23 protein-coding genes are annotated in these 24,262 nt (G+C 64.9%); 7 read left to right on the top strand and 16 right to left on the bottom strand.

All coding sequences use genetic code 11. The annotated features are described in order from the left end of the window. Positions 1-32: 32 nt before the first annotated feature. From GFS60_RS21765 to GFS60_RS21755, 3 genes are all read right to left on the bottom strand, one after another. Complete coding sequence (locus tag GFS60_RS21765) at positions 33-395, bottom strand: PH domain-containing protein (protein WP_159924494.1); 363 nt, start codon at positions 393-395, stop codon at positions 33-35. Positions 396-451: 56 nt separating this feature from the next. Further along, positions 452-1,273 (bottom strand): class II glutamine amidotransferase, encoded by an 822-nt coding sequence (locus GFS60_RS21760; RefSeq protein ID WP_159924492.1) that lies wholly within the window; start codon positions 1,271-1,273, stop codon positions 452-454. A 155-nt stretch (positions 1,274-1,428) separates the two neighbouring features. Continuing rightward, on the bottom strand, positions 1,429-2,439 hold the full coding sequence (locus GFS60_RS21755) for an AraC family transcriptional regulator (protein ID WP_159924490.1): 1,011 nt from the start codon (positions 2,437-2,439) through the stop codon (positions 1,429-1,431). A gap of 202 nt (positions 2,440-2,641) precedes the next feature. On the opposite strand from GFS60_RS21755, the gene GFS60_RS21750 reads away from it, so the two are divergent. The 6 genes from GFS60_RS21750 (at position 2,642) to GFS60_RS21725 (ending at position 9,318) form a co-directional block, all read left to right on the top strand. Then, positions 2,642-3,616, top strand: coding sequence for a quinone oxidoreductase family protein (locus tag GFS60_RS21750; protein WP_159924488.1), 975 nt, complete (start codon positions 2,642-2,644; stop codon positions 3,614-3,616). A gap of 38 nt (positions 3,617-3,654) precedes the next feature. Next, on the top strand, positions 3,655-4,569 hold the full coding sequence (locus GFS60_RS21745; protein WP_159924485.1) for a TauD/TfdA dioxygenase family protein: 915 nt from the start codon (positions 3,655-3,657) through the stop codon (positions 4,567-4,569). A gap of 48 nt (positions 4,570-4,617) precedes the next feature. Beyond that, positions 4,618-5,670 (top strand): 3-keto-5-aminohexanoate cleavage protein, encoded by a 1,053-nt coding sequence (locus GFS60_RS21740; protein ID WP_159924483.1) that lies wholly within the window; start codon positions 4,618-4,620, stop codon positions 5,668-5,670. 107 nt (positions 5,671-5,777) lie between these two features. Beyond that, complete coding sequence (locus tag GFS60_RS21735) at positions 5,778-7,106, top strand: MFS transporter (RefSeq protein WP_159924481.1); 1,329 nt, start codon at positions 5,778-5,780, stop codon at positions 7,104-7,106. Between the two features lie 16 nt (positions 7,107-7,122). After that, entirely contained in the window at positions 7,123-7,710 is a 588-nt protein-coding gene (locus tag GFS60_RS21730) for an RBBP9/YdeN family alpha/beta hydrolase (RefSeq protein ID WP_159924478.1), read from the top strand. A 36-nt stretch (positions 7,711-7,746) separates the two neighbouring features. After that, positions 7,747-9,318, top strand: coding sequence for a long-chain-fatty-acid--CoA ligase (locus GFS60_RS21725; protein ID WP_159924476.1), 1,572 nt, complete (start codon positions 7,747-7,749; stop codon positions 9,316-9,318). 22 nt (positions 9,319-9,340) lie between these two features. On the opposite strand, the gene GFS60_RS21720 is transcribed toward GFS60_RS21725, so the two are convergent. The 6 genes from GFS60_RS21720 to GFS60_RS21695 all read right to left on the bottom strand — a co-directional run bounded on the left by GFS60_RS21720 (position 9,341) and on the right by GFS60_RS21695 (position 15,827). After that, the gene (locus GFS60_RS21720) at positions 9,341-11,056 is read right to left on the bottom strand and encodes an alpha/beta hydrolase (RefSeq protein ID WP_159924474.1); all 1,716 of its coding nucleotides are present in this window, start codon (positions 11,054-11,056) and stop codon (positions 9,341-9,343) included. Positions 11,057-11,204: 148 nt separating this feature from the next. Further along, positions 11,205-11,582, bottom strand: coding sequence for an SHOCT domain-containing protein (locus GFS60_RS21715; protein WP_159924472.1), 378 nt, complete (start codon positions 11,580-11,582; stop codon positions 11,205-11,207). Between the two features lie 30 nt (positions 11,583-11,612). Beyond that, entirely contained in the window at positions 11,613-11,894 is a 282-nt protein-coding gene (locus GFS60_RS21710) for an SHOCT domain-containing protein (protein ID WP_159924470.1), read from the bottom strand. 31 nt (positions 11,895-11,925) lie between these two features. After that, positions 11,926-12,378, bottom strand: coding sequence for a DUF6325 family protein (locus GFS60_RS21705; protein WP_159924468.1), 453 nt, complete (start codon positions 12,376-12,378; stop codon positions 11,926-11,928). A 125-nt stretch (positions 12,379-12,503) separates the two neighbouring features. Then, positions 12,504-13,652, bottom strand: a complete 1,149-nt coding sequence (locus tag GFS60_RS21700) for a carboxylate-amine ligase (protein ID WP_159924466.1) — start codon at positions 13,650-13,652, stop codon at positions 12,504-12,506. A 141-nt stretch (positions 13,653-13,793) separates the two neighbouring features. Further along, on the bottom strand, positions 13,794-15,827 hold the full coding sequence (locus GFS60_RS21695; protein WP_159924463.1) for a phage holin family protein: 2,034 nt from the start codon (positions 15,825-15,827) through the stop codon (positions 13,794-13,796). 34 nt (positions 15,828-15,861) lie between these two features. On the opposite strand from GFS60_RS21695, the gene GFS60_RS21690 reads away from it, so the two are divergent. Continuing rightward, positions 15,862-16,662, top strand: coding sequence for an MBL fold metallo-hydrolase (locus GFS60_RS21690; RefSeq protein WP_159924461.1), 801 nt, complete (start codon positions 15,862-15,864; stop codon positions 16,660-16,662). A 13-nt stretch (positions 16,663-16,675) separates the two neighbouring features. Here GFS60_RS21690 and GFS60_RS21685 read toward each other — a convergent pair whose 3' ends face one another. From GFS60_RS21685 to GFS60_RS21655, 7 genes are all read right to left on the bottom strand, one after another. Then, a complete protein-coding gene (locus GFS60_RS21685) occupies positions 16,676-17,149 on the bottom strand; it encodes a DUF7144 family membrane protein (RefSeq protein ID WP_159924459.1) in 474 nt (157 codons plus the stop codon). Positions 17,150-17,385: 236 nt separating this feature from the next. After that, positions 17,386-18,714, bottom strand: coding sequence for an MFS transporter (locus tag GFS60_RS21680; protein ID WP_159924457.1), 1,329 nt, complete (start codon positions 18,712-18,714; stop codon positions 17,386-17,388). Between the two features lie 14 nt (positions 18,715-18,728). After that, the gene (locus tag GFS60_RS21675) at positions 18,729-19,622 is read right to left on the bottom strand and encodes an alpha/beta fold hydrolase (RefSeq protein ID WP_159924455.1); all 894 of its coding nucleotides are present in this window, start codon (positions 19,620-19,622) and stop codon (positions 18,729-18,731) included. A gap of 95 nt (positions 19,623-19,717) precedes the next feature. Beyond that, positions 19,718-21,271 carry a long-chain-fatty-acid--CoA ligase gene (locus tag GFS60_RS21670; protein WP_159924453.1) on the bottom strand — a complete coding sequence of 518 codons (1,554 nt, stop codon included), beginning with the start codon at positions 21,269-21,271 and terminating at the stop codon, positions 19,718-19,720. A 247-nt stretch (positions 21,272-21,518) separates the two neighbouring features. Further along, complete coding sequence (locus tag GFS60_RS21665) at positions 21,519-22,124, bottom strand: hypothetical protein (RefSeq protein ID WP_159924452.1); 606 nt, start codon at positions 22,122-22,124, stop codon at positions 21,519-21,521. A 118-nt stretch (positions 22,125-22,242) separates the two neighbouring features. Then, a complete protein-coding gene (locus GFS60_RS21660) occupies positions 22,243-22,587 on the bottom strand; it encodes a hypothetical protein (RefSeq protein WP_159924449.1) in 345 nt (114 codons plus the stop codon). 70 nt (positions 22,588-22,657) lie between these two features. Then, positions 22,658-23,548 carry a TauD/TfdA dioxygenase family protein gene (locus GFS60_RS21655; RefSeq protein WP_159924446.1) on the bottom strand — a complete coding sequence of 297 codons (891 nt, stop codon included), beginning with the start codon at positions 23,546-23,548 and terminating at the stop codon, positions 22,658-22,660. Positions 23,549-24,262: the final 714 nt, after the last annotated feature.

Genomic DNA, 24,262 nt, shown 5'->3' with positions numbered 1-24,262 from the left:
TGCAAGGTCGAAGGCCTTACAGATCTTCTACATCATGTGATGTGTCCGAGGATCACCGTGTGTACGTGGTGGGCCTTGTCGACGCCGCGGAAGTCGGCTTCGTAGGTGGTCCCAGCGACGGCGAGGGCGATGCTGCTGGAGGAGAAGAATTGGCCGGCCCACGATTTGTTGCTGAGGAATGCGATCGACCGGATGTGCTTGTAGGGGATGGACGTGATCGCGGTGCGCTTGCCGACGAAGCTCTTGTCCTGGATCACGACGCGCAGGTTCGTCATCCCGAGGAAGCCGGTACCCGCGCCGATGCAGTCGTAGACGGCGATGATGTGCTCACCGGGAAGGATTCCCTGTTCGACCTGCTTCAGCTGCTCCGACTTGTCGAAGATCGGTTCAGTCATGGCGACTCCTTCGATGTCGGCGCGGCAGTCCATTCTCGCAGAGAGAGGCCCTGCACTCAGCCGGGTGAGATCGGCTCGAATGGCCGGATCTCGTCCTGCCCGGGTCGAACGACTCCGGCGGAGGACTCGGGCACCTCGTTCCACGCGCCTTCGAGGTCGCGGAGGGGTTCGGAGACCACGAAACGAGTCTCCCCACCGAGTTCGTGCAGGACCTCGACTTCGGGGTGCAGTGCGCGCAGCTTCGCGAGTTCGGTGGAGAAGAACAGCGACCTCGACTGCCGTTCACTCGAATACCGGAAGACCCACAGCGATTCACCCTCCGTCGTGGCGACGGTCATCTGCACCGGATGGTCGACACCGTGTGCACGGCCGACGTCTTCGACGAAGCCGACCGCGCGGGCAACCGCACCGAAAGGATCGTCGGCGAGGCCGAATGTGAGGGCGAGGAAAAACAACGTTTCGGAATCCGTCGAACCCTCGATGTCGAGGAACAGGGCCGGGTCGACGGCCATCACCAGGTCGCGTCTGATCTCGTGGAAACCGCGCAGGGCGCCGTTGTGTACCCACAACCACCGCCCGTGCCGGAAGGGGTGACAGTTGCTGCGCTGCACCGGCGTTCCCGTCGAGGCCCGCACGTGAGCAAGCAACATTCGCGTTCGCACCTGGCCGGCGATCTCCCGCAGGTTGCTGTCGTTCCAGGCCGGTTCGATGCTCTTGTACACCGCCGGCTCACTGCCTTCGCCGTACCAGCCGACACCGAATCCGTCACCATTGGTGGTCGTCGCCCCGAGACGTGAGTGCAGACTCTGATCGATCAGCGAGTGTTTAGGGCGGAACAACAGGTCCTCCGCGAGGATCGGTTCACCCGAGTAGGCCATCCACCGGCACATACCTCAATCCAAGCACTCGCCACCGGCCGTGGGGCCGGAACCGGGAAATCCCCTTCGACAGCTGGTTCGTGCTGTGGGGTGCGCCTTGACCTCGGCACCCTCAACGGACACCCCTTCGCCACCCCGCGCCCGGAAGACATGGGCTAACCGCGCTCACCCGTTCGCTGCTCCCGCCAACGGCTGGGGCTGACCCCGAAGTGGCCGCGGAACCATCGTGAGAAGTTGCTCGGCGCCGAGAAAGCCAGCACGTCCGCGATCTCGGTGAGACTCAGCCGAGGGTTCGCCACCATCCGTTCGGCGAGCTCGGCGCGGGTGCTGTCGAGGACCGTCGAGAACGACTCCCCACTCTCCGCGAGCTTCCGGTGCACGGTCCTCCGATCCACACCCAGACTGCGGGCCACCTGCTCGACGGAACAGCGGCCGGTGGGGAGCAGCAGTTCGATCAGCTCGCGGACCCGGCTCACGATAGTCACGTCGTCCACCGGTTCCCACGAGTCCAGCAACTGCTGTGTGTAGGGGCGGAGGAGCGGGTCGGACATCTTGTTGGGCGCGTCGAGGTCGGCCGCCTCGATGACGATGCCGGCGAACTCGTTCTCGAACGTCACGACCGGACCGAACAGTCGCCGATGCGTTGCCGTGTCCGCCGGCGCCGTGTGCGGAAAACACACCGTGAGTGGTCTCCAGCCGCCGCCGAGGAAGTCGCGCAGCAATCGGTGCAGCACGCCGACCGCGAGTTCGATCGACTGCCGAGTCTCGAGTGACTCCCCGAGATCGAGTTCGATGCGGAGGGTCACCAGGCCGTTCACCTCGGACATCCGCGTCCGCAACGCCTCGTTGTACGTGTGTGCATACCGGGTGAGCACGCGCAGGGCACTGCGGACGTCGGGTTCCTCGCGGATGACAAGACTGAGCGGGCCGAGGTTGGAGAACTGTCTGCGTTCGGCAAGGCGCACCCCGAAGTCTTCGTAGCCGGACTTCTCTACCGACTGCTCGAGGAGACGCGCGATCGCCGCGGCCGGGACCCACCGGTCCTGTAGTGCCAGGCCGGACGGATCGAGGCCCGCGGACCTCATCAACGGCGCCGGATCGACCCCGAGCGACCGGCACAGCTCGAGGTAGCCGTTCAGCGACGCGTAGCGCGCAAGGGGTTTCATGCCACCTCCGATTCCCTGTCCCAGAATGATAGGCCGACTGTCCCGTCAGGATAAGCATACGGCTCAGTGTGGCCGTACTGTTAGGTGCATCACAGAAGCGGTGCGGAGAGGTGATCCGCCACACCGGATCATCCCCGCCAACCGGCCGCGAGCGTCCGGCCGCGGCACCGCGCCGATCAGCACATCGAAGAGGAGAAACACTGTGGCACAGGCAGTTCGGTTCTACGAGCACGGCGCTCCGGAAGTCATGAAGTGGGAGAACGTCGAGGTCGGAGAGCCCGGCCCCCACGGAGTCCGGATCCGGCACGAGGCCGTCGGGCTGAACTTCGCCGACACCTACTTCCGCACCGGCCTCTACCCGGCCGAACTGCCCGCAGGCATGGGCGTGGAGGCGGCCGGTGTCGTCGAAGAGGTCGGCTCCGGCGTGACCCACGTGCAGGTCGGCGACCGCGTCACCTACACAGGCAGCCCGCTCGGCGCCTACAGCACCGAACGCGTGATGCCGGCCGCACCGCTGATCCCGCTGCCGCAGGCGATCCGCTTCGACACCGCGGCCGCGATGACCATGCGGGGTCTGACCACGGCATACCTGCTGCGCCGCATCTACCCGCTGAAGGCGGGCGACACCGTGCTGCTGCACGCGGCGGCCGGGGGCGTCGGCCTGATCTTCACTCAGTGGGCGAAGTTGCTGGGCATCAACGTGATCGGCACCGTGTCGACCGACGAGAAGGCCGCGATCGCCCGCGCCCACGGATGTGAGCACGTGATCGTCTACACCCGGGAGAACGTCGCCGAGCGAGTTCGCGAGATCACCGGCGGCGCCGGCGTCCCGGCGGTGTACGACAGCATCGGCGAGTCCACCTTTCAGACCTCGCTCGACTGCCTCGCCCGGCGCGGACTGCTGGTGTGCTTCGGAACGGCCTCCGGACCGATTCCCCCGATCAACGCGATGCAGTTGGCAGTCAAGGGTTCACTGTTCGTGACCCGCCCCGCTCTCGCCGACTACATCGCCGACCCGGCCGAGCGCGCCGAACTCGCCGGTGAATTGTTCGGACACGTCGAGGCCGGCCGGATCCGGATCGAGATCAACCAGAGTTACGGACTCGAGGACGCCGTCCAAGCGCACCGCGATCTCGAATCCGGCCGCAGCATCGGCTCGTCCGTATTCCGACTCTGACTGCGGGCCAACACATTCACTCCGACGGAGACACCACCATGACCGACACCGCGCAACTGACCTACTTGCCCGAACCGCACACGATCCTCTCCCCTTCCGGGTCGTTCCGGATCGCACCGCTCACCTGTTCGATCGGCGCCGAACTGTTCGACGTGAACCTCGGTGACGCCGCCCGCGACGACGCCCTGTTCGCCGAACTGCGGGAACTGCTGCTCGAGTACAAGGTCCTGTTCCTCCGCGACCAGGACATGACCCGCGCCGAGCACGTGGCGCTGGCCGAGCGGTTCGGCCCGCTCGAGGACCACCCCGCCGTGGGGAGCGACCCCGACCACCCCGGGCTGGTGCGCATCTACAAGGACCTCGACAGCCCGGCCGACCACTACGAGAACGCCTTTCACTGCGACGCCACCTGGCGGGAGAACCCGCCCATGGGCTGCGTGCTCCGCTGCGTGGAGACGCCCCCGATCGGCGGAGACACCATCTGGGTGAACATGGCCCTGGCCTACGACAAGCTGCCCGACGCGGTGAAGAAGCAGATCGACGGACTGCGCGCCCGGCACAGCATCGAGGCGTCGTTCGGTGCCGCACAGCCGCTGGAACAGCGGCAGGCGCTGCACCAGAGGTTCCCCGACGCCGAGCACCCCGTGGTGCGCACGCACCCCGAGACGGGCGAAAAGATCCTGTTCGTCAATGCTTTCGCGACCCACTTCGTCAACTACCACACCCCGGAGCACATCCGGTACGGCATCGACTATGCGCCCGGCAGCAGCAACCTGCTCAATTACCTGATCAGCCAGGCGTCGATTCCCGAGTACCAGGTGCGGTGGCGCTGGACCAAGAACAGCGTCGCGATCTGGGACAACCGGTCCACCCAGCACTACGCGGTCCAGGACTACTGGCCCGCCGTCCGCAAGATGGAACGCGCCGGGATCATCGGCGACCGGCCCTTCTGAAACTTCTCTCCCCCTGTTGATCCGAACCACCTCGAACGGAGAACACCCATGCACTTCCACGACGACGCCCTCTTCCCCGAGACCCAGGAAAAGCTGGTCATCACCGCCGCCCCGTACGGCCCCGAGTGGGAGCCGGACGACTTCCGCGAAGACCTGCCGCTCACAATGGACGAGCACGTCCAGAAGGCGGTCGACTGCTACGAGGCCGGCGCCACCGTCCTGCACATCCACGTCCGCGAACTCGACGGCAAGGGCTCCAAGCGGTTGTCGAAGTTCAACGAACTGCTCGGCCGCCTCCGGGAGGCCGTGCCGGACATGATACTGCAGGTGGGTGGGTCGATCTCGTTCGCACCCGAAGGTGAAGGCGCCGACGCGAAGTGGCTCAGCGACGACGCTCGGCACATGCTCGCCGAACTCGACCCGAAGCCCGACCAGGTGACCATCGCCATCAACACGAACCAGATGAACATCATGGAGTTGATGACCGCCGACGACATCGCCGGCACCTCGTTCCTGCGTCCGGAGATCGCCGACGCGTACCGCGAGATGGTCGTCCCCGCCGGACCGTCGTGGGTGGAGGAGCACCTGAAGCGTCTGCAGGCCGCAGGAATTCAGCCGCACTTCCAACTCGCCAACGTAGCCCAGCTCGAAACCGTCGAACGCCTCATTCGCCGCGGCGTATACACAGGCCCGCTGATGGTCACGTGGGTCGGCATCGGCGGCGGATTCGACGGACCCAACCCGTACAACATGATGGAGTTCATCCGCCGAACCCCGGACGGCGCCGTGCTCACCCTCGAAACCCTCATGCGCAGCGTGCTCCCGATGAACACCATGGCGATCGCCATGGGCCTGCACGCCCGCTGCGGCAACGAGGACACCATCTGGGGTCGCAAGGGCGAGAAGATCACCTCCGTCCAGCAAATCGAGCAACTCGTCCGCATCGCCGGCGAACTCGGCCGCGAGGTCGCCACCGGCAAGGAGGCCCGCGAGATCTACAAGCTCGACGAGCGGTACGCCAACGCCGAGGAGACCCTAGCCAAGATCGGATTCGCGCCCAGCCGCCGGCCGGGACAGCTCGGCTTCACCCAGCACGCCTGAGTGTCGGTGCGGGGGAACTCGCGTCGTGACCGGGGAGAGAGCCGAGCAGATCGCCGCTCGCTCTCTCCCCCACCCCTTTATCACTCCTGTCCGCCATAGGAGGCCTCATGGGACTGCCTGCCACCACCGCCCTGAATACCACCACCCCGAAGACCACCGCCCCGAAGACCGCACCGGCCTCCCGGTCCCGGTTCTATCCCTGGATCGTCTTCGCACTCACCTTCGGTTTGCTGCTGTCGGACTACATGTCCCGCCAGGTCCTCAGTGCCGTTTTTCCGATCCTCAAAGCCGAATGGACGCTGTCCGATTCACAGTTGGCGTCGCTCAGTAGCATCGTCGCACTGATGGTCGGACTGCTGACGCTCCCGCTGTCGCTGCTGGCCGACCGGTGGGGCCGGGTGAAGAGCCTGGTCCTGATGGCCGTGCTCTGGAGCATCGCCACACTGCTCTGTGCGGTGGCAAGCAGCTACGAGCAGATGCTGGGAGCCCGATTCCTCGTCGGCGTGGGTGAGGCCGCCTACGGTAGCGTCGGCATCGCCGTCGTCCTCAGCGTGTTCGCCCCGCGAGTGCACTCCACGCTCAGCGGCGCCTTCATGGGCGGCGGATCGTTCGGGTCCGTGATCGGCGTCGCCCTCGGTGGCGTGATCGCCGTCAACCTCGGCTGGCGCTGGTCGTTCGCCGCCATGGCCGTCTTCGGACTCATGCTCGTCGCCCTCTTCCGGGCTCTCGTCTCCGAACGAAAACTGGCTCTTCATGCGGCCGACGACGACCCGGCCGACACACCCGGTCCCACCGGATTCCGGGCACCGATCTCGAGCCTGTTCACCACCCCCGCCGTCGTGTTCGCCTACATCGGTGGTGGTCTACAGATGTTCACCGCAGGGGTCCTGCTGGCTTGGCTGCCGAGCTTCTTCAACCGCTCCTACGGCCTCGCACTCGACAAGGCCGGCGCGATGGCGTCGATCTTCGTCCTCCTCGTCGGCAGCGGCATGGTGGTGTGCGGCATGATCACCGACCGCGTCAGCCGCAACGATCCCGCGCGTAAATGGACCACCGCGGTGGTCTTCGGCGTAATCTCCCTCGTCTTCCTCGGCACCGGCTTCCAGATGCCCTCCGGCACGCTCCAATTGGTTCTGATCGGCATCGGTGCCTTCTTCTCCGCCGGCTCATCCGGTCCCATCGCCGCCATGGTCGCGAACCTCACCCACTCGTCGGTGCGTGCCTCCGCCTTCGGCACACTAACCCTGGCCAACAACCTCCTCGGACTGGCACTGGGACCGTTCGTCGTCGGGGTGCTGGCCGACCGCTTCGGGCTTGTCACCGCGTTGCAGATCGCTCCGCTGATCTACATCGTCGCGATCGTCGCCCTGATCCTCGGCAAGCGCGCCTACCCGGCCGGACGCCGCAAGCTCGCCGCCCTCACCGCTACCTCATAGAAAACCGGAGCCACTCGTGACTACCTCCACCTCACCGACCGTGGTGATCGTGCCCGGACTGCGCGACCACGTCGCCGACCACTGGCAGACGCTGCTCGCCGAGAGACTCGACACCGTGCGAACGGTGCCGCCGCTCGAACGCGACAAGTTCAGCCTGGCTGCCCGGATCGCCGCACTCGACGACGTCCTCACCGACATCGACGGCCCGGTAGTCCTGGTCGCGCACAGTGCGGGAGTGGTGATCACCGTCCACTGGGCCCAGCGGTCCACCCGCCCGGTCCAGGGCGCCCTGCTCGCCACTCCACCGGACCTCGAGGAACCACTGCCCGCGGGGTATCCGACCCTCGAGGATCTCGAGCAGGGTGGCTGGGAGCCCGTCCCCCGGCGCCGACTGCCGTTCCCCAGCGTCGTCGCCGCCAGCACCAACGATCCGATGGCTCGCTTCCGTCGGGTCGCCGGAATGGCCGAGTCGTGGGGCAGCCGGCTCGTCGACCTCGGAGCCGTCGGTCACCTCAATCCTGCCGCCGGCTACGGGTACTGGCCGTACGCCGAGGAGTTGCTCCGGGAGTTGATCGACTCGACGGCCGCCGCCGCGCTGTCTTAGCGCATCGCCCACCTTCCCACTCCGAGAAAGTGTCCCGTGCTGAACCTCTCCGTACTTCTCGAAGACTCCGCCCGCCGATTCCCCGACCGTGACGCCCTGATTCTCGGCGACGAGCGGATGTCCTACGCCGATCTCGACGCCCAGTCCGATCAGGTCGCGCACCTGCTGGTGTCGGCGGGCGTCGAGCCCGGCGACACGGTTGCGCTCTCCTGCCCCAACATCCCGCAGTTCCCCGTCGTCTACTACGGCATCCTCAAAGCCGGTGCGGTGGTCGTGCCACTCAACGTGTTGCTCAAGGAACGCGAGATCGCTTATCACCTCGCCGATTCCGACGCCACGGTGTATTTCTGCTACGACGGCACTCCCGACCTGCCGATGGGCGAGTACGGGCGCTCGGCGTTCGCGCAGAGTCCGCACTGCCGCAGCATGTTCCGCATCACCACTGACCTGAACGCACCCGTAACGATCGACGGCATCGGCACACTGGCCGACGCCATGGCGCCACACGACGCCGCCTTCTCGACCGTCGTGCGCGAAACGGGCGACACCGCCGTCATCCTGTACACCAGCGGGACCACCGGAAAACCGAAGGGCGCCGAACTCACCCACGCCAACATGGTGCTCAATGCGCTGACCGCCAACCGCCTGTTCGACAGCACACCTACCACTCACGACCGCTACCTGGTGACGTTGCCGCTGTTCCACTCGTTCGGCCAGACCGTCACCATGAACGCCGGCATCTCGGTAGGGGCGACCCTCGTGCTGCTGCCCCGGTTCGAGGCCGCCGCGGCACTCGACGTCATCGAACGCGAGAACATCACCGTCTTCGCCGGAGTGCCCACCATGTACTGGGGTCTGCTCGGCGCCCTCGACGAACACCCCGCTGACATCGGCCGCATCGCCGCCAATATGCGTCTCGCGATCTCCGGCGGCGCCGCGCTGCCGGTGGAGATACTCACCCGGTTCGCCGACCGCTTCGGGGTGCAGATCCTCGAGGGGTACGGACTGTCCGAGACGTCACCCCTCGCGACGTTCAGCGACCCCGGCCGTGAGCCACGGCCCGGGTCGATCGGCGTCCCTGTGTGGGGAATCGAGGCCCGGATCGTCGACCAGGAGTGGAACACCGTCACCGGAGCCGGTGCCATCGGCGAGATTGCGTTGCGTGGCCACAACGTCATGAAGGGGTACTACAACCGACCGGACGCCACCGCGGAAGTGCTGCGCGACGGCTGGTTCCGGACCGGCGACCTCGCCCGCGTCGACGACGACGGCTACTACTACATCGTCGACCGGGCCAAGGACCTGATCGTGCGCGGCGGATTCAACGTGTACCCCCGCGAGATCGAGGAGGTCCTCCTCGGCCACGACGCCGTCTCCCTCGCCGCCGTCGTCGGTGTTCCCGACGACAGCCACGGCGAGGAGATCAAGGCGTACGTCATCCTCGAACCCGGCGCACAGATCACCGCAGAGGACGTGATCGCCTGGGCCAAGCAGCAGATGGCGAGTTACAAGTACCCCCGCACCGTCGAATTCGTCGCCGCCCTGCCGATGACCGCCACCGGCAAAATCCTCAAACGCGAACTCGGCCGGGCGGGAGCCGGGATGTGATCCCGAACGCGCCGACAGACTGTCAGCCGTCGGCACCCATCTCGGCGAGCTCAGTTCGCAGGCGCTCGTTGTCCGCCGAAGTCCAGCCGTCGGGCGGCAGGATCGCACTCCACGCATCGGCGATATCGACGACGTAGGAATGTCCGTGTCCGTCCGGAACACCTGTGGACACCGCCATGTCCGCCGCAACCTGGAAGAACGTCACGAACGGGAACCACTGCGTGCTATCGAGGACGTCGTAACCGCGCTCCTCCTTCAGCCAGTCCGGCTCGCGCACTAACAACTCCGGCGACCACCACACGATCGGATCCGACGGGTGCTGCAGATAGACCATCCGCGGCTGCCCCCACGGGGCATCGGGGCGTGGCAGATCCTCCGCCGCCCGCGCCCCGAAGCGCACCATCTCGCCCTGCTCGTAGACCGGAAGCCATTCGGGCGAGCCCGGATCGCGGTTCGTGGTCACATCGGTCCAGATCTCGTTCGCATTCGGTGGTCCCGTGAACAGCACACCGTCGGTGCGGGCCTCGACGTCGTCGACGTTGCCGAAAGCGCTTTCACCACCGAAAGAGCCGAGGCTTTCACCCATCACGACCAGCTTCGGGCGGGACTCCGGTGGCAACTTCTTCCATTTGTCGTACACGGCGTCGAACAATGCCTCCCCGGCCTGGTGGGCACGCTCCTTGTCGACGAGGAAGGACAGCCAACTCGGCAGATACGAGTACTGCAACCCGACCGTCGCGGTGTCGCCGTTGTACATGTACTCCAGCGAGGAGACGAGACTTTCATTGATCCACCCGGTGCCGGTGGTGGTCGCCACGCCCACCACTGCACGATCGAACCCGCCGGCGCGTTCCAGCTCGTCCGCCGCCACCTGGGCGTTCTCGCGGATCGAATCGCCGCCGCTGGCGAGCCCCGCGTAGGTTCGAATAGGCTCCACCGCGGCTCGACCGCCGTTGAACGCGGACAAGTCTTCGACGGACGGGCCACGAGAAATGAACGAGCGACCCTGCCGTCCCAGTGAATCCCACGTCACCAGCGACTCCGGCCCGCCCGATCGCAGCGGTGACGTAGGCGGCTCGTCACCGGCCTTGGTCTCCTGGTTGACGGCGGCGAACGAGCTGTTCAGACCCGACATGATCGCGCGAACTGCAGCCCCGTTGACCAGTGCGAATACCAGCGCTACGACTATTACTCCGATCACGGTCGCCGAGATCCGCCGGGGCACCACACGGCTGATCTTGCGTTCGACCCACCGCACGGCCCGCAGCAGCACCCGGGCCGTGGCAACCAACCCGACGTACACCAGCAACGCCACGATCCCCATGACGAGATAGCCCCACCATGGGAAGGGCGCCGCGCTCATAATTTCCCGGAGTTCGGCCTGCCAGTTACCGAACCACACCAGCATCACTGCGGTTCCGACGAGACCGACGACCGCCGCCGTCCGGCGAACCATCGTCTTCACGTGGTCCGATGCCTCCCGCTGCACGAGATAGCGCACGAACTTGGAGCCGAGAAACCCGACGGCGTAGCCGATTGCTGCCGACACACCGGTGACCAGTCCCTGGAAGAACGGCCCACGGGGCAGAAGCGTCGGCGTCAACGACAGCCACACGAAAAATACGGCGATGACCAGTCCGCCGAATGCGTACCTGTCGGGAAGCCAGCGTCGATGCCCAGGCGGCCGCGCGGCACCGGTGTCCTCCTCGGGTGAGCTGTCGGTCACATCGGTCGTCATGGCTCGTCGCGTCCTCTCCATGACGGGCGAACTCTCGGTATACGTCGTCCGCTAATTCCCATTGTCCGTCATGCGAGGGTCGGGACCCATCGAATCGACCGAGAATTTCACATCACGGGCATGCCCGTGATGCCGAAACTCACTGAATCTAGGCCAGTGTCTTCGCCTTGATCGCCTGGAACTCGGCGTCGGTGATCGTCCCGGAGTCGAGCAGCGCCTTGGCATCCGCGATCTGCTGGGCGGGTGACTGTCCCGCGACGTCCCGGATATAGGAGTCCTGCGTCTGCTTGACCTGCTGGGCAGCGGCCATCGATCGCTTCGCCATGCCGTCACTCCTGACGATCAGGTAGATCAGCGCCGACAAGAAGGGAATGATGAACAGGAAGAATATCCAGATCGCCTTCACCCACCCCGAAGTTTCATGGTCTCGGAACAAATCGGTAATGATCGAAAACAGCACCGTCAGGTACGCCGCAAAGGCGAAACAGACGAAGATGAACCAGAAGAATTCCCAAAAGCCTTCCATTTTCGGAGCTCCGTCCACTCGAGGTTGCGGTCAGGACGCCAGGATTTTGGCCTTCTCCGCGTTGAACTCCTCCTCGGTGAGAACTCCCTGATCGCGGAGTTCGCCGAGTTGCTTCAAGGCGGCCATGCGATCCATGCCACCGGAGGGCGGTGCGGGCTGACTCGACGCAGGGAGCGGAGCCGCTTCCTGCTGTGGTGCAGGCTGGTTCGCCGCCCACCGCTGTCCCTGCCGTCGCGATACCCGGTTGGAGACGGCGGTCGCGGTGCCCGCCACGACAGCGGTCCGGGCCATCCCGCGTAGAAGTCCTGGCATGATATTCCTCCGCTTTCGAGTATTCGGTGCGTCAGCCGGTGGTTTCGTCGAGTGCGTCGAGCGCTGCCAGAATGCCTTGGACGGGGATGCGCCCGGACGCGACGAGCTGGGCGCCCTCGCGCCGTAGTGCCGAGGCGAACGGTGCGGCCCAGCGATTCTCGTACACCAGGATCGCTCCGGAACAACCTGGCTGTAGTACGACGGCCGCCTCCTCGAGGTCCGTTGGGTCGACTAGGCCCGTCGCCGCCTCGGCGAACAGCGTCACGTCCACGCCGCCTTCGAATCCGAGATCCTCGATCTCGATACCGGATATCGAGCCGTCGGTTTCCTTACGGACGAAGACGAGATCGTACACCCGGATGATGTTTCGCTCGACCAGGTCGATCAGGTGAGGAAGCGCCGATCCGTCGGGTTGTCGATCACTGGGGAACTCTACGACGAGGTAGTCGATGGGCCCGAGTTCGTCGATATCGGTGTCATTCACTGCGAGACCTCTCTTCTGAAGCGGGCAGCGACAGCCACGCGTGGCGTCATCTCAGTATCACCCGCCGAGGGACGACGGCGCTAGAGAATGACGCCGCTGCTGGCGGTACCGTCGTCGGGCGGTGTTCACTCACGCCTCCGGACATCGCGAGTGTCTTGGGTGAGCACCGCAAGCACGTCCGCCATGGCGCCCGCGTGCAATGCCGATCTCTGCCGCTGAGCGCCGTTACCAAGGGCGTGGACTCGCGCGATCGCCTCCCTGGTGCGGATGTAGTCACCGGTTTCTTCGAGTGCGGTGCGGGTATGGGCGAGCAGCCGCGAGAGCACTGTGGTTGCGGGGACTACCTGTTGGGTGATCACGTCGACGCCGTGTCCCTCTATGCCCTCGCGGGAAGCCCGCCAATACGCCGCGCCGAGAACTTCGGCGTCGACGAGTGGAGCGAGGTCACCACGGTCGATCGACCTTCGTGCCGTGGTGACCAATCCACGGACCAGGGTGGCGAGCAGAATGGTCTCCTCGACAGTGGCGGGAACGTCGCTGACCCGTATTTCGATGGTCGGCTGGTGCGCGCACAACCGGATATCCCAATAGATCATTGCGGTATCGAGGATGCTTCCGCAATCGAGCATAGTCGCGACCACGTCGTCATAGTGGCGTGCCGACCGAAAATACGGCGGCGGCCCTGCGCTCGGCCACCGAGTCCACAGGATGTGCCGCCAGCTCGCGTACCCGGTATCACGACCAGCGAGGATGGGGGAATTCGCGGTCAAGGCCAGCAAAGCGGGCATCCAGGGTCGAATATGGTTGCTGATCTGCACGGCGATGTCACGGTCGGGGACGCCGATATGAACGTGACAGCCGCAGATAACCTGTTCCGCCAACGATCCGAAGTGGTTCACCATCCGTTCGTACCGCGGAAGATTGGTGACCGTCCGGGGTGGTGGCCCCACCACAGGAACACCGGCCGCCAACAGGCGGGCTCCGGCGCGTGCGGCCGCGGCTGCCGTCAAGGACCGGGCTCGGTGCAGCTGCCGGCACACGTCCGCGATGGTTGCGCATACCGGTGTCGCTGTTTCGATCTGGCATTGCGCGAGTTCGAGTTGCAGTTCGATGTCGAGTGCCTGCCCGGCCGCGGCGACGGCGGCATTACACATAAGTGGGGCGCCCGACTCGGGATCGACGAGAAGGAACTCTTCTTCTACCCCGATCGTGGGCGGACCCATCGACGGTGAGCATCCGGAATCGGCAGGATTCGCACAAGTGGTGGACGTCATCGCCTGCTCCTAGCCGGCCGGTCAATGCATCACGATCAATGACAAGCCTGGCACGTCGTCAACGATCGTGCGAGTGCTTCCGTCGGAGAAGTACGAAACGCTTTCGGCACAAAGGACGGTCGGGTCCGCGACGGCAACCGATCAGGTCGGTACTCCGGTCACCGACGCATCGGGGTCTGACTCGACGGCATGATCCCGCCATCCGACGAGCACCTTGTGCACGGCCTCGGCGCCGTGCAGCGGGTCGGGCGGTGCGGGCAGGTCTGCCGGATAGATGAGAAACGGGGTGCTTTGCGGTCCTCCCATGCCGCCGTGCGAGCCGACCTGCTCCTCGAACGCCGCGACCTCGTCGGTGTCGGGCCAGTACGCACCGCCGACCATGATGTCGGCAACGTTGTCGAAGCTGTCGGTGCGTCGCACCTTCTCCAGCGCGTCAGGACCCATCACTGCGAGCGGGTTCTGGCCTGTGACCTCCCCCGTTGTCACGTCGACCTGACCGTGAGGCCCGAGCACGACGGACCCGCCAGGTGCAGCAACCAACAGGAAACCGATTCCTGGATGTTCCCTCAACCCGGTGAGTAGGCCGGGGTGGGCGGCTTCGATGGCGTCGACGTCGGCCCGTCCGGGCAGGTCCGGGAAGTAGATCAGACCGAGGTTGCCCGAGCCGAGCACGATCGGCTCGCCGGCGGGAGCGTGCGCCTCCTCGCTGGCCGTCGGTGCGTGCACGCTTGCCGCGGCGTAGCCGCGCCCCTCCGCCCCCGGTTGTGCGGAGACGTCGGGTTCGCGCTCGTACCAGTGACGTTTGACCGCGGTCGGTTCTCGCGGTGCACCGAGCCGGATGACCAACTGCCCCAGGGTTTCCCCGTAGCGTTGCAGAAAGGTCGCGCCCTGGCTCTGCCCGTGATCGGACAGCACGACGACGCGGTAGGGCCGAGCGGCCTGTTCCACGACGGCGAGCAGCATCTCGACGATGTCGTCGAGTTTGGACAGCACCGCGAGGGTCTCGGGCCGGGAGATGCCGGAGTGGTGCGAAACCTCGTCGTAGCCGATCAGGTCGACGTAAACGACGCTGCGTCCCTTGATCAGATCGCCGACCACTGCGGCGACGGAAACGTCGGTGGCAAGCACGGTCGCGAACGCCCGCACGAACGGATAAACGCCGCCCCGCGGCACCCGTGGTTGGATGTCCTTGCGCTTTTGCCGTAGTGCTTGGCGTATTTCCCGCTGCACCTCGCCGAACATTCGCAGCGACGTGCGCAGCGCACTCGCCGGGTCGGCGAAATAGGCGCTGTAGCCGGCACCGCCGCCGAGGCGCGCACCGCGCATGCGGCTGACGACGAGCACGTTGTCGTTCGCGCCGCCGGTGAAGAGGTTTCCGCGGCTCGCACCGTCGTGTGCCAGCAGGCCGGGGATGTCGGTCCTTTCGAGTTCGCGCTGCTCGTTGTCGGCCGGATTGCTGAACACCGAAATGTGCCCGGTCGCCTTGTCGTACCAGCGAAACGCCGGCACGTTGTGGTTGGAACCGTGCAGCACGCCCAGCTGGGTGGCACCCGTCTGACTGCTCCAATCGGTGTGCCAGGGACGCAGCTTGTGCGTGTGGCGCACCAACTTCGCCAGTCCGGGCGTGACGCCGTCGGCGATCGCGCGACGCAGCACGTCGTAACCGAGGCCGTCGATCTGGATGCACAACAGCCCCGGCGCTGCGTTCTCGAGGACGACGTTGCGCCGCAGCCGGAACCGCTGACGACGCACCTGCATCACTCGGTACGCGGTATCGGAGCGAGACGCGATAGCACCCGACACTACGGAGGTGAACAACGAGAGCAGCGCCGCGAGGACGAACGCGTCGCGTGGTTGGTTCACCACCGCAACCGGTACCAGATACAGCGCCAACAGCATGATCACGCCGCCGGCGAGGAACACCCCGACGAACAACAGCACCGGACCGATCCACGACATCAGCCACATCATCACCGGCCACAGCGCGGCACTGAGTACGCCGTACACCAATGCGAGAATCAGCGCAGCCGGCAGGGTCGGCAGCGGAGTGAAACTCGACCCTTCCAGTGAAACCCCGCCGAGGAGGCGGTCGAGCACGATGATCGCGAGCGCTGACGACCCCCAGAGCACGAGGAACTCGACGAACACTCGCACCACACCGCTCACCGTGCGCATCGCAGCTCCCTCGTCATCTGGAATCGTAAGGGGTATGAGCGCAACGGCGGGGCAGGATGACGAGGCATTCCGTCTCCGCTGGCTCGGACATGCCAGCGCACTGATCGTGGACCGCGGAACGGTCATCCTGACCGATCCGGTGCTGACCGACCGCGTCGCCCACCTGCGCCGCCGCACCGGCCCCACCCCGAGCGGAAAGCATGTGCGACACCCGGATGCCGTCCTGCTCTCACACCTGCACGCCGACCACACCCACCTGCCGTCCCTGCGGCTGCTCGATCCGGACGTACCGATCGTGGCGCCGTGGCGGGCGGTCGACGGCCTGCCCGCGTTGCGCGAGTTCGCCGACCGCCTGCTACCGCTGCGGCCCGGCGAACAGATAGAGATAGGCAAAGTAACGGTGCGTGCCGTGCCCGCCCGACACGACGGCCGGCGCTGGCGCCGCGGCCCGCAGCTCGCGCCGGCGATCGGGTATGTCGTCGAAGGAGACCGGCGAACCTACTTCGCCGGCGACACCGACCTGTACCCGAACCTCGCCGACCATGTCGGCCCGGTAGATCTCGCCTTGCTACCCGTCGGGGGCTGGGGCCCGACACTCGGCAAGGGTCACCTCGATCCACCACGAGCCGCGGTCGTCGCGCGCCTGGTGCAGGCAGGACTGGCTGTGCCCATCCACTACGGCACACTGTGGCCCATCGGCCTCGACGCCGTCCGCCCCCGGCTGTTCTTCGGTCCGGGCGCCGAGTTCGTCCGCCACGCTGTCCGGGAGGGCGTGGTGGCGGTGGAGTTGCACCCTGGAGATGAACTCGGTGAGCCGGGAATCCAGGGCGTGTAATTATCGGGTCGAATCACCGAGTGGCAGTGCCGGTATCGCTGAGGTTCGCGTCTCTTATCTCCCTCTCCGGATTCCACGTCGAAACAGCCCAGATGATGACGACGTCGAGAGCGATAATCAACAGTGACCAGCCCGGGTAATAGGGCAACCACAGAAAGTTCGCCAATATCGAGACGGCCGCGACGATGATGGCCGACACTCGGGCCCACCCGGCGCCTGTGAAGAGGGCGAGGCCGACGATCGCGACGATGACGCCGAGGATGATGTGGATCCATCCCCAGGTGGTGAGGTCGAATTTATAGACATAGTTGATGCCGCTGACGAATACCTCGTCTTCGGCGACCGCCGCGATCCCCTGGAAGAACTGGATGATGCCGACGGTAACCATGATGACGGCGGCCGCCATCGACGTACCTGCCGCGAAACCCTGTTTGCCGGATGGATACTCAGAACTCGCTGGATTGACTCCAAAACTACGATCGGACATGGCTGACCCTTCCCCGAGCGACGATGTACCGGTACCACAATTATCTGCCGCCGCGTGTTGCGCTCGCGGCAGAATTCGGATTCCCACTCGACCGACCGAGGGAGGTGCGGTATTCGAAATGTGCGGTATTTGTTTCGATCCATGGCATGGAGATGTGTCGAAAAACGATCGGATATCTCGACAAGGACAAACCGGGAGCGGCGACGTCCCTTCGCCGTCTGTGTGTGGTCGGAAGCTTACGGATGTGGTGTTTTCGTGCTCAGTGCGTCGAGTTTTCGTATTCCGGCCGGGTACAGACGCTTGCCGGCGGCCAGCGCGACGATCGCACCGAGGTAGACCAGGGGGGACAGTTGCAGAGCTCGAAGCAGCCCTAGGCGGTCGGCGAGGACACCGACTACGAAGGGTCCCAGCGCCATCCCCAGCAGGTTGTAGGCAACGGCGAGCGTACCCATTGCGGAGGCTCGGACAGAGGAGTGCGTGAGAGTGGCTACCATCGCCGCGGACGGGCCGGACGCCCCGCCGGAGAAGAAGGCCCCGATTGCGATCAGGACCATCTGCGTAGCCCCGGTACCGACGCTGAATCCTACCGTCAGGAACACGAGCGAGATCAGACAGAAGGCGATCGCTGCGCTCCACTTGCGGCTGGTGTCGGTGCGACCGACACGGTCGGTGATGATGCCGCAGATCACCATTCCGCTGCCGACGAGCAACACAAAGACTGCCGCCATTGCCCCGGCCTCTGCCGGGGCAAGGTGGTAGTAGCGGTTGAAGAAGCTGGGGAGCCAGGACAGCAGCACTCCGGCGGTGAACAGATGCAGGCCGCCGCCGACATAGGCGCACAGGACCGCAGGGTTGGTGAACAGGGTCGACACCGGGGCGTGGTATCCCGCCGGTGTATTTGCTGGAACCGTGGGCAGGTCGTCGGCGGTGTGCTGGGCCAGTTTACGTTCGGTGATCAGGGCGCGGTACAGCGCCACCAAGATCAAACCGAAGATCGCCATGGCCGCGAACGACCAGCGCCAACTTACGTGGACGGCGATGACACCGCCGAGGGCGACACCGATCACCGACCCGAATGATCCGCCGGCCATGAAGGCTCCGCTGAGGGTGGCGTGCAGTCGGGGCGCGAAGACGCTGAGCACGACCGCGATACCGACGCTGGTGTAGGCGGCCTCGCCGACTCCGACGAGGAACCGGGCGCCGAGCATCTGTTCGTAGGTGCTGGCAACCGCGCACAGCAGGGTCGCTGCGCTCCAGAGCACAGCCATGAGGACCAGGCTTTTGACCCGGCCCCACCGGTCCGCCAGCAGCGACAGCGGAAGGGTGAGCAAGCCGACCATGAGCGCGACGATGCTCGAGAGCGAGGCGAGCTGTGAATCGGACAGCGCCCATTCGGCTTTCAGGAATGGGAAGATGGCGCTGAGAACCTGCCGGGACATGTAGTCCGAGAGGAGCAGCCCGAAGGTGAGGGCGAAGACAATCCACGGATACTTACTCGACCTGGTGCTGGGGCCGACGCGGGGTGCGGCGGCCGGGGCGTCGACGGAGGTGGCACGCAGTTCCATGTAGTACTCCTAAACTAATGACCGACCGTGGTCGTGGGCACGCCGCGACCGGAGACACCCGCAGCGTCGGAGGGTGCATCGTCGAACTGGGCACGGAGGAACGGCAGCACGATGTCGGTGACTTTGTCGGGCGCATCGAGCCAGGGCCAGTGTCCGGTTCCCGGTACGATCTCGACCCGTGCGCAGGGAAAGCTCGCCAACTGCCGCCGGGCGAACTCGGCGGGAATGAAGGGATCGTCCGCGCCCCACACCACGAGCGACGGAACCTCCAGATCCCGGAGCGGGCCGGTCAGACTTCCTTCGAGCGCGGCTAGGTCCAGGGACCGGTACATCTGAAGCACTGCCCGTTTGGTACCCAGGGGGGCGGCGTGGTCCACGATCTGGTTCAGCCAGTTCTCGGGCAATGCGGGATTCTTGCGTCCGATGATCGCCCGGTTGACCCGGCGAGTCATCATCAGTTGCACCAGTTCGCCAACGAACCGGGTTCGCCACAGGCGAGCGAATCCGTGCCAGTGCGCGTTCCTGTTGATGCCGGTGTCGATGAGCGTGACGCTCGCGACCTGCTGGGGATGGGTCGCAGCCCAGGCCAGCCCCCACGGCCCCCCGAAATCGTGGAGGACCAGATGCGCGCGCGTGACACCGAGCTGGTCGATGATTCCCTCGAGGTGTTGTGCCTGCGACGGCACCGTGAAGTCTTGCTTCGTGCGCTGTTCCGTGTCGCCGAAACCAGGCATGTCGGGGGCGATCACCCGAGCGAAGGCGGCAACCTCCTCCAACAATGGGACCCAGTCGTCGCCGGACCCGGGATTTCCGTGCACGAACACCACGGCCTCGTCGGCTCCGGAGGCGCTGTTGGTCAAGACCGGTGACCGGACCTCTCCCACCACGATGTGCAGCTTTTCGAGCATTTTTTCTCCATGCAGTAGTGTCTGATGGGCCACTGATTGTCATGGGAGTCGTGTTGCGACCCCAATTTGCGGCGCGGTCGGATGCGTGAGGCAACCTAGGCGAGGCTGCGTTTGAGGATCTTTCCGGTGGCGGTCATCGGCAATGACGTGACGAACTCGACCATCCGTGGGTACTTGTAGGCGGCCATCTGCGACTTGGTCCAGTCGATCAGCTGGCTTTCGGAAATGTCCGCCTCCTTGTTCAGGATGACGAAGGCCTTGACTTCCTCGCCGTGGCTTTCGTGCGGTACCCCGACCACTGCCGCCAGCGAGACCGCCTCGTGGGCCATGAGTACCTCCTCGATTTCCCGGGGGTACACGTTGAAACCGCCGCGCACGATCATGTCCTTGGCCCGGTCGACGATGTAGTAGAAGCCGTCCTCGTCGCGGCGGGCAAGGTCCCCGCTGCGGAACCAGCCGTGGCGCATCACCTCGGCGGTGGCGGCGGGCCGGTTGTAGTAGCCCGTCATCACGTTGTGGCCCCTGATTGCGATCTCACCTACCTCATTGGGCGAGGTCACAGGATTCCACTGGGCATCGACCAACTGGACCTGCACACCCCAGACGGGCGTGCCGATCGACCCGGGCCGGGTATCGCTCTCGGCGTCGCTGAACACCGCCAGCGGCGACGTTTCCGACAGCCCGTAACCCTCGAGGATCTGGACCCCGAATCGTTGCCGGAACTGCTCGAGGATCTCTACCGGCAGCGCCGATCCACCCGAGATCGCCTTGCGCAGATTCGCCGCGATCCGGGTCACGTCGACCCCGTCGATTCCGGCGGCGAGGGCGTCGAGCAAGCCCCAATACATGGTCGGCACACCCGCGAAAACGGTCACGTTCTGCTCGTTCATGATCGCCAGGGCGGATTTTGCATCAAATCGCGGCAACAGGATCAATGTCGCCGCCACCGAAAAGGCCGAGTTCATGTTCACGGTCTGGCCGAAGGTGTGGAAAAGCGGTAGCGCAGTCAGGTGCGTGTCCTGTTGGCTCGGTCTCGAGTCGAACAGACGGTTGGACGTCTGCGCATTCAGCACCATGTTCGAATGTGACAGCTCGGCGCCCTTGGGCTGCCCAGTGGTGCCACTGGTATAGAGGATCACGGCAGTGTCGGTGGCCTCCCGCAGTGCGGTCTCGAACTCGCTGGACTGGTTTTCGAGTGCGTGCGGCAGAGCCGTGACGCCCTCGCCCGGGACCATCTGGTCCGCGCTGATGACGAACAGGTGTTCGCAGCCCGGGGTGTCGGTGAAGCCCTCGCGTGCAAACTCGGCGATCGGCAGGTCCGGTGTGCTCTCGTGACAGAAGTAGGCTTTGGCCTGCGAATCGGCCAGGTGATAGGCGATCTCGCGACCCCTGAGCAGGATGTTCAGCGGCACCACCACCGCGCCGGCCTTGAGGATTCCGTAGTAGAGCGCCGGAAACCACGGCACGTTCGGGAGGGACAGCGCCACCTTGTCACCGGGCCGAATCCCGCTCGACCCGAGAAGGTTGGCTACCTGGTTGGAGAGGGCGTTGAGTTGGGCGTAGGTGAACCGCTGCTCGCCGTGGATCAGGGCGTCCCGGTCCGGATACCGACGCGCGGAATCCTCTAGAAGCATGGACAGATTGAGCATGTGGCAACTCTCTCGGTGGTTTCTGCGGCCGTGGCCTTTGTCGAAGTGGGCGTGGATCGCCTTGTGGTGTCTGAAGGGGTGGGAAGCCTTCACGGGCACTGACCGGGAACGGCGCCTTCCCTGGGATCACCGGTGAAGAATCGGGAAGGCCCGGGCGGTGGTTCACCGAAGCTGACCACCTGCCCGGGCATCTGCGGGGCGGAACCCCAGTGCCGCTGCCGTCTTCGGCGGACAGTGGGGGAACTTCCTAGAAGGGACGCGCGGGGAGTGGCTTGATCAGCGGTTCGAGCAGGGGCGCCGCCTCTGCACAGGTGAGCACCTCGGAGGGGTCGAGTCGGATGTACTCCCGTGTGGATTCGTCGACCTCCCACACATCCTCACCGATGAGGCGACCCTCGTCGTCATATGGCCAGTTCATGTACTGCCGGTTCATGTACTGCCGGTTCTTCATCAGATAGGTCGCCTGCGGGTCGACGTCGACACCCTCAGCGGCCAGCGCCGCTCCGGGAGTCTGCTGGTAGAGCACGAAGTCGGTGCAGATCAGGTTGTCGCCGACAGCGATCTTCTCGTCCTCGACGTAGAAGATGCACTGCCCGGTTCCAGCCCATTCGCTGTAGATACTCTTGATCGCGTCGGCGCCCTCGAGCTTGACCATGCGACCGAACGTGTTGAAGTTGTAGACGGGTTTGTCGACCATCATGTCGGGTGCGAAGATCTCTTCCCAGCGGCCGGCGATCTCCAGGTTGCGGTGCCGGTTGTATGCGTGCAGCAGGTACTGGTGCCGCGGGTTGACGGTCTGCTCGATCAACTGCTCGACCGCAATGTTCGTCTTGGTGACGTCGAATCTACTCATCGTTTTTCCTAACAGAGCTGTACTTGTGATTTGGTCCGGTGGCGGACCCGAACACCTCGGCGCGATCGCGCAGAGGAGGAATTCGTCGTACTCGGTCGCCCGCTGGTCAAGCGGGCGTTCACGCAACGTGATACGCGGCAGTGAGCCGGCGAGTGGTGTCCGGATCGGAACACTGCCGGAGCACGTCGTGCAGTCGCACCCGGAACTCGGCGGTGGTAATGCCGAAGCGGACGAACACTTCGTCGCCGGGCGGTCCGCCGTAGGGCGCCCAGACCTCGGCGAACCGGATGATCTCCGCCCCCTCGTGATGCGTGTAGGTCCGGCGAGTCGCCGCCGCTGCGGTGGCCTGCTGCTTGCGCCGATGCTGTCGATAGCTCTGTACCTGCGCGGTCAGGAACGCCTCGCGCGAGGTCGGCAGCGGAACGGGTGGACGGAGGTCGGACGTGTGGGGAGCGCCGGTCATGGGGGTCCTGGGTCGGTCAGCCATGCTGTCGTGCGCGGCCGCGGCTTCATGCAACGCGAGAACGGGAGACCTAGAAGGTCCGATCGCCGGCGATGGTCGCGCGCTCCATTTTCCGGACCGCCGGCCAGTAGTCCTGCACCGCGTAGTGCTGTGTGGATCGGTTGTCCCAGATGGCGACGCTGTTCTTCGTCCACGTCCAGCGGACCTGGTATTCAGGGATCAATGCCCGGCTTTTCAGGTAGTCCAGCAAATTACTCGCGCTCGGCGAGTAATCAGCACCGTAACGCACCCTGCTCGGCGTGTGAAAATTCGTGAAGTGGGTGGAGAACACATTCACATAGAGGATCTCTTCACCCGTCTCAGGATGCGTGCGCACAACCGGGTGCTCGGCATCGGGGAATCGCTCCTTCAGCTCGTGCCGTACTTCCAGCGGCTTGGAAGCACCGAAAACTGCCTCAAAGCCGTGCCGAGCGCGCAAGTATCGTACGTTCTCCTTGACATGGTCCGGAAGCTCCCGATATGCCTCGACCATGTTGACCCAGATGGTGTCGCCACCGACCTCCGGCGTTTCCACACAACGCAGAACGGAGCCCATGGATGGACACTCGCGCCAACTGGTGTCGCTGTGGAAAGAGTTCTCGTAGTGCCCCTCGCTCGAGTTGTCCTTGTACAAGAGCACTACGCCCGAATCATCATCGGTGTTGGGGTGGCCCTCTTCGAGCGAGCCGAATTTCTTCGCGAACTCGACGTGTTGAGAACGCGTGATGTCCTGATCTCGCAGGAACAGCACTTTATGCTTCAGGAGGAGCGTCTTCAATTCCGCGAAGAGCTTCTCGTCCCGAGTAATATCGGGAATCTGCACGTCGAACAGTTCGGCGCCAATGTGACGGGTCAACTGCTTCATTCTGATCCGTGAATTTACGGCTTGCGCTGGTTCCTCGAATTTAACGGCGGTGCGCATGGGTGTCGCTCCTTTTCTTTTCATGCGGAAGAATTGATCATTCAGCATTGCCCGCAATGTCCGGGGCCGATCACTGAATGCTCTTCGATTGCGGACCATCAATGACTGGATTCGCAGCTTCAGGTGTCAAAACTGTATCGCTCGGACGTGAAAAACATTTGACCTCACGTTGCACTTCGCTTGACGCGCTATTACCTGGCCCGGACACGAACCGCGACGAACGGTCGGCGCGAACAGCCTGGCGGATCGGGCGCTGCGGCCTCGCCGACCGGCAGCCTCGGAGCCAAGCCTGATCTGAACGCGCAGGACACCGAGCTCCCTGAGTGCCGTCGCCGCGACCTCCGCAGATCCCTGGTCAGGTGGACATGGCCCGCGTGCCGGAGGTTGCGGTTATCCCTCACTCACAACTCGGGGTCGCTGACCCATTGCTACTGGATCCGCCCCCTGGTGTGCCTGCCGAATTCGATCGGCCGAAGGACCAGGCGGAGTATCCCCTGTCGGCGGACCTGGCCGCACTCGCTGGCAGTGGGCGATTTCGGCCACCGCCCGTCAGGGTCTCGGCGCTACCCACGATTGCGGCCGCGAGGTACCCTCGATTGCCAGTACCTGGGCCTTACCAAGTGACATAAACCCAGGCAGGAGGTACCTCCTTCTGCCGCGCTGCACTAGGGAACTCCCTACTCGGTACATCACGACTGCAGGAGAAAGCCCACC

It is taken from the genome of Rhodococcus sp. WAY2 (assembly GCF_009859915.1).
Taxonomy (GTDB): Bacteria; Actinomycetota; Actinomycetes; order Mycobacteriales; family Mycobacteriaceae; genus Rhodococcus_F; species Rhodococcus_F oxybenzonivorans.
Note: the sequence above shows the minus strand (reverse complement) of the source record. Positions and strands in the feature narration are given on the sequence as shown.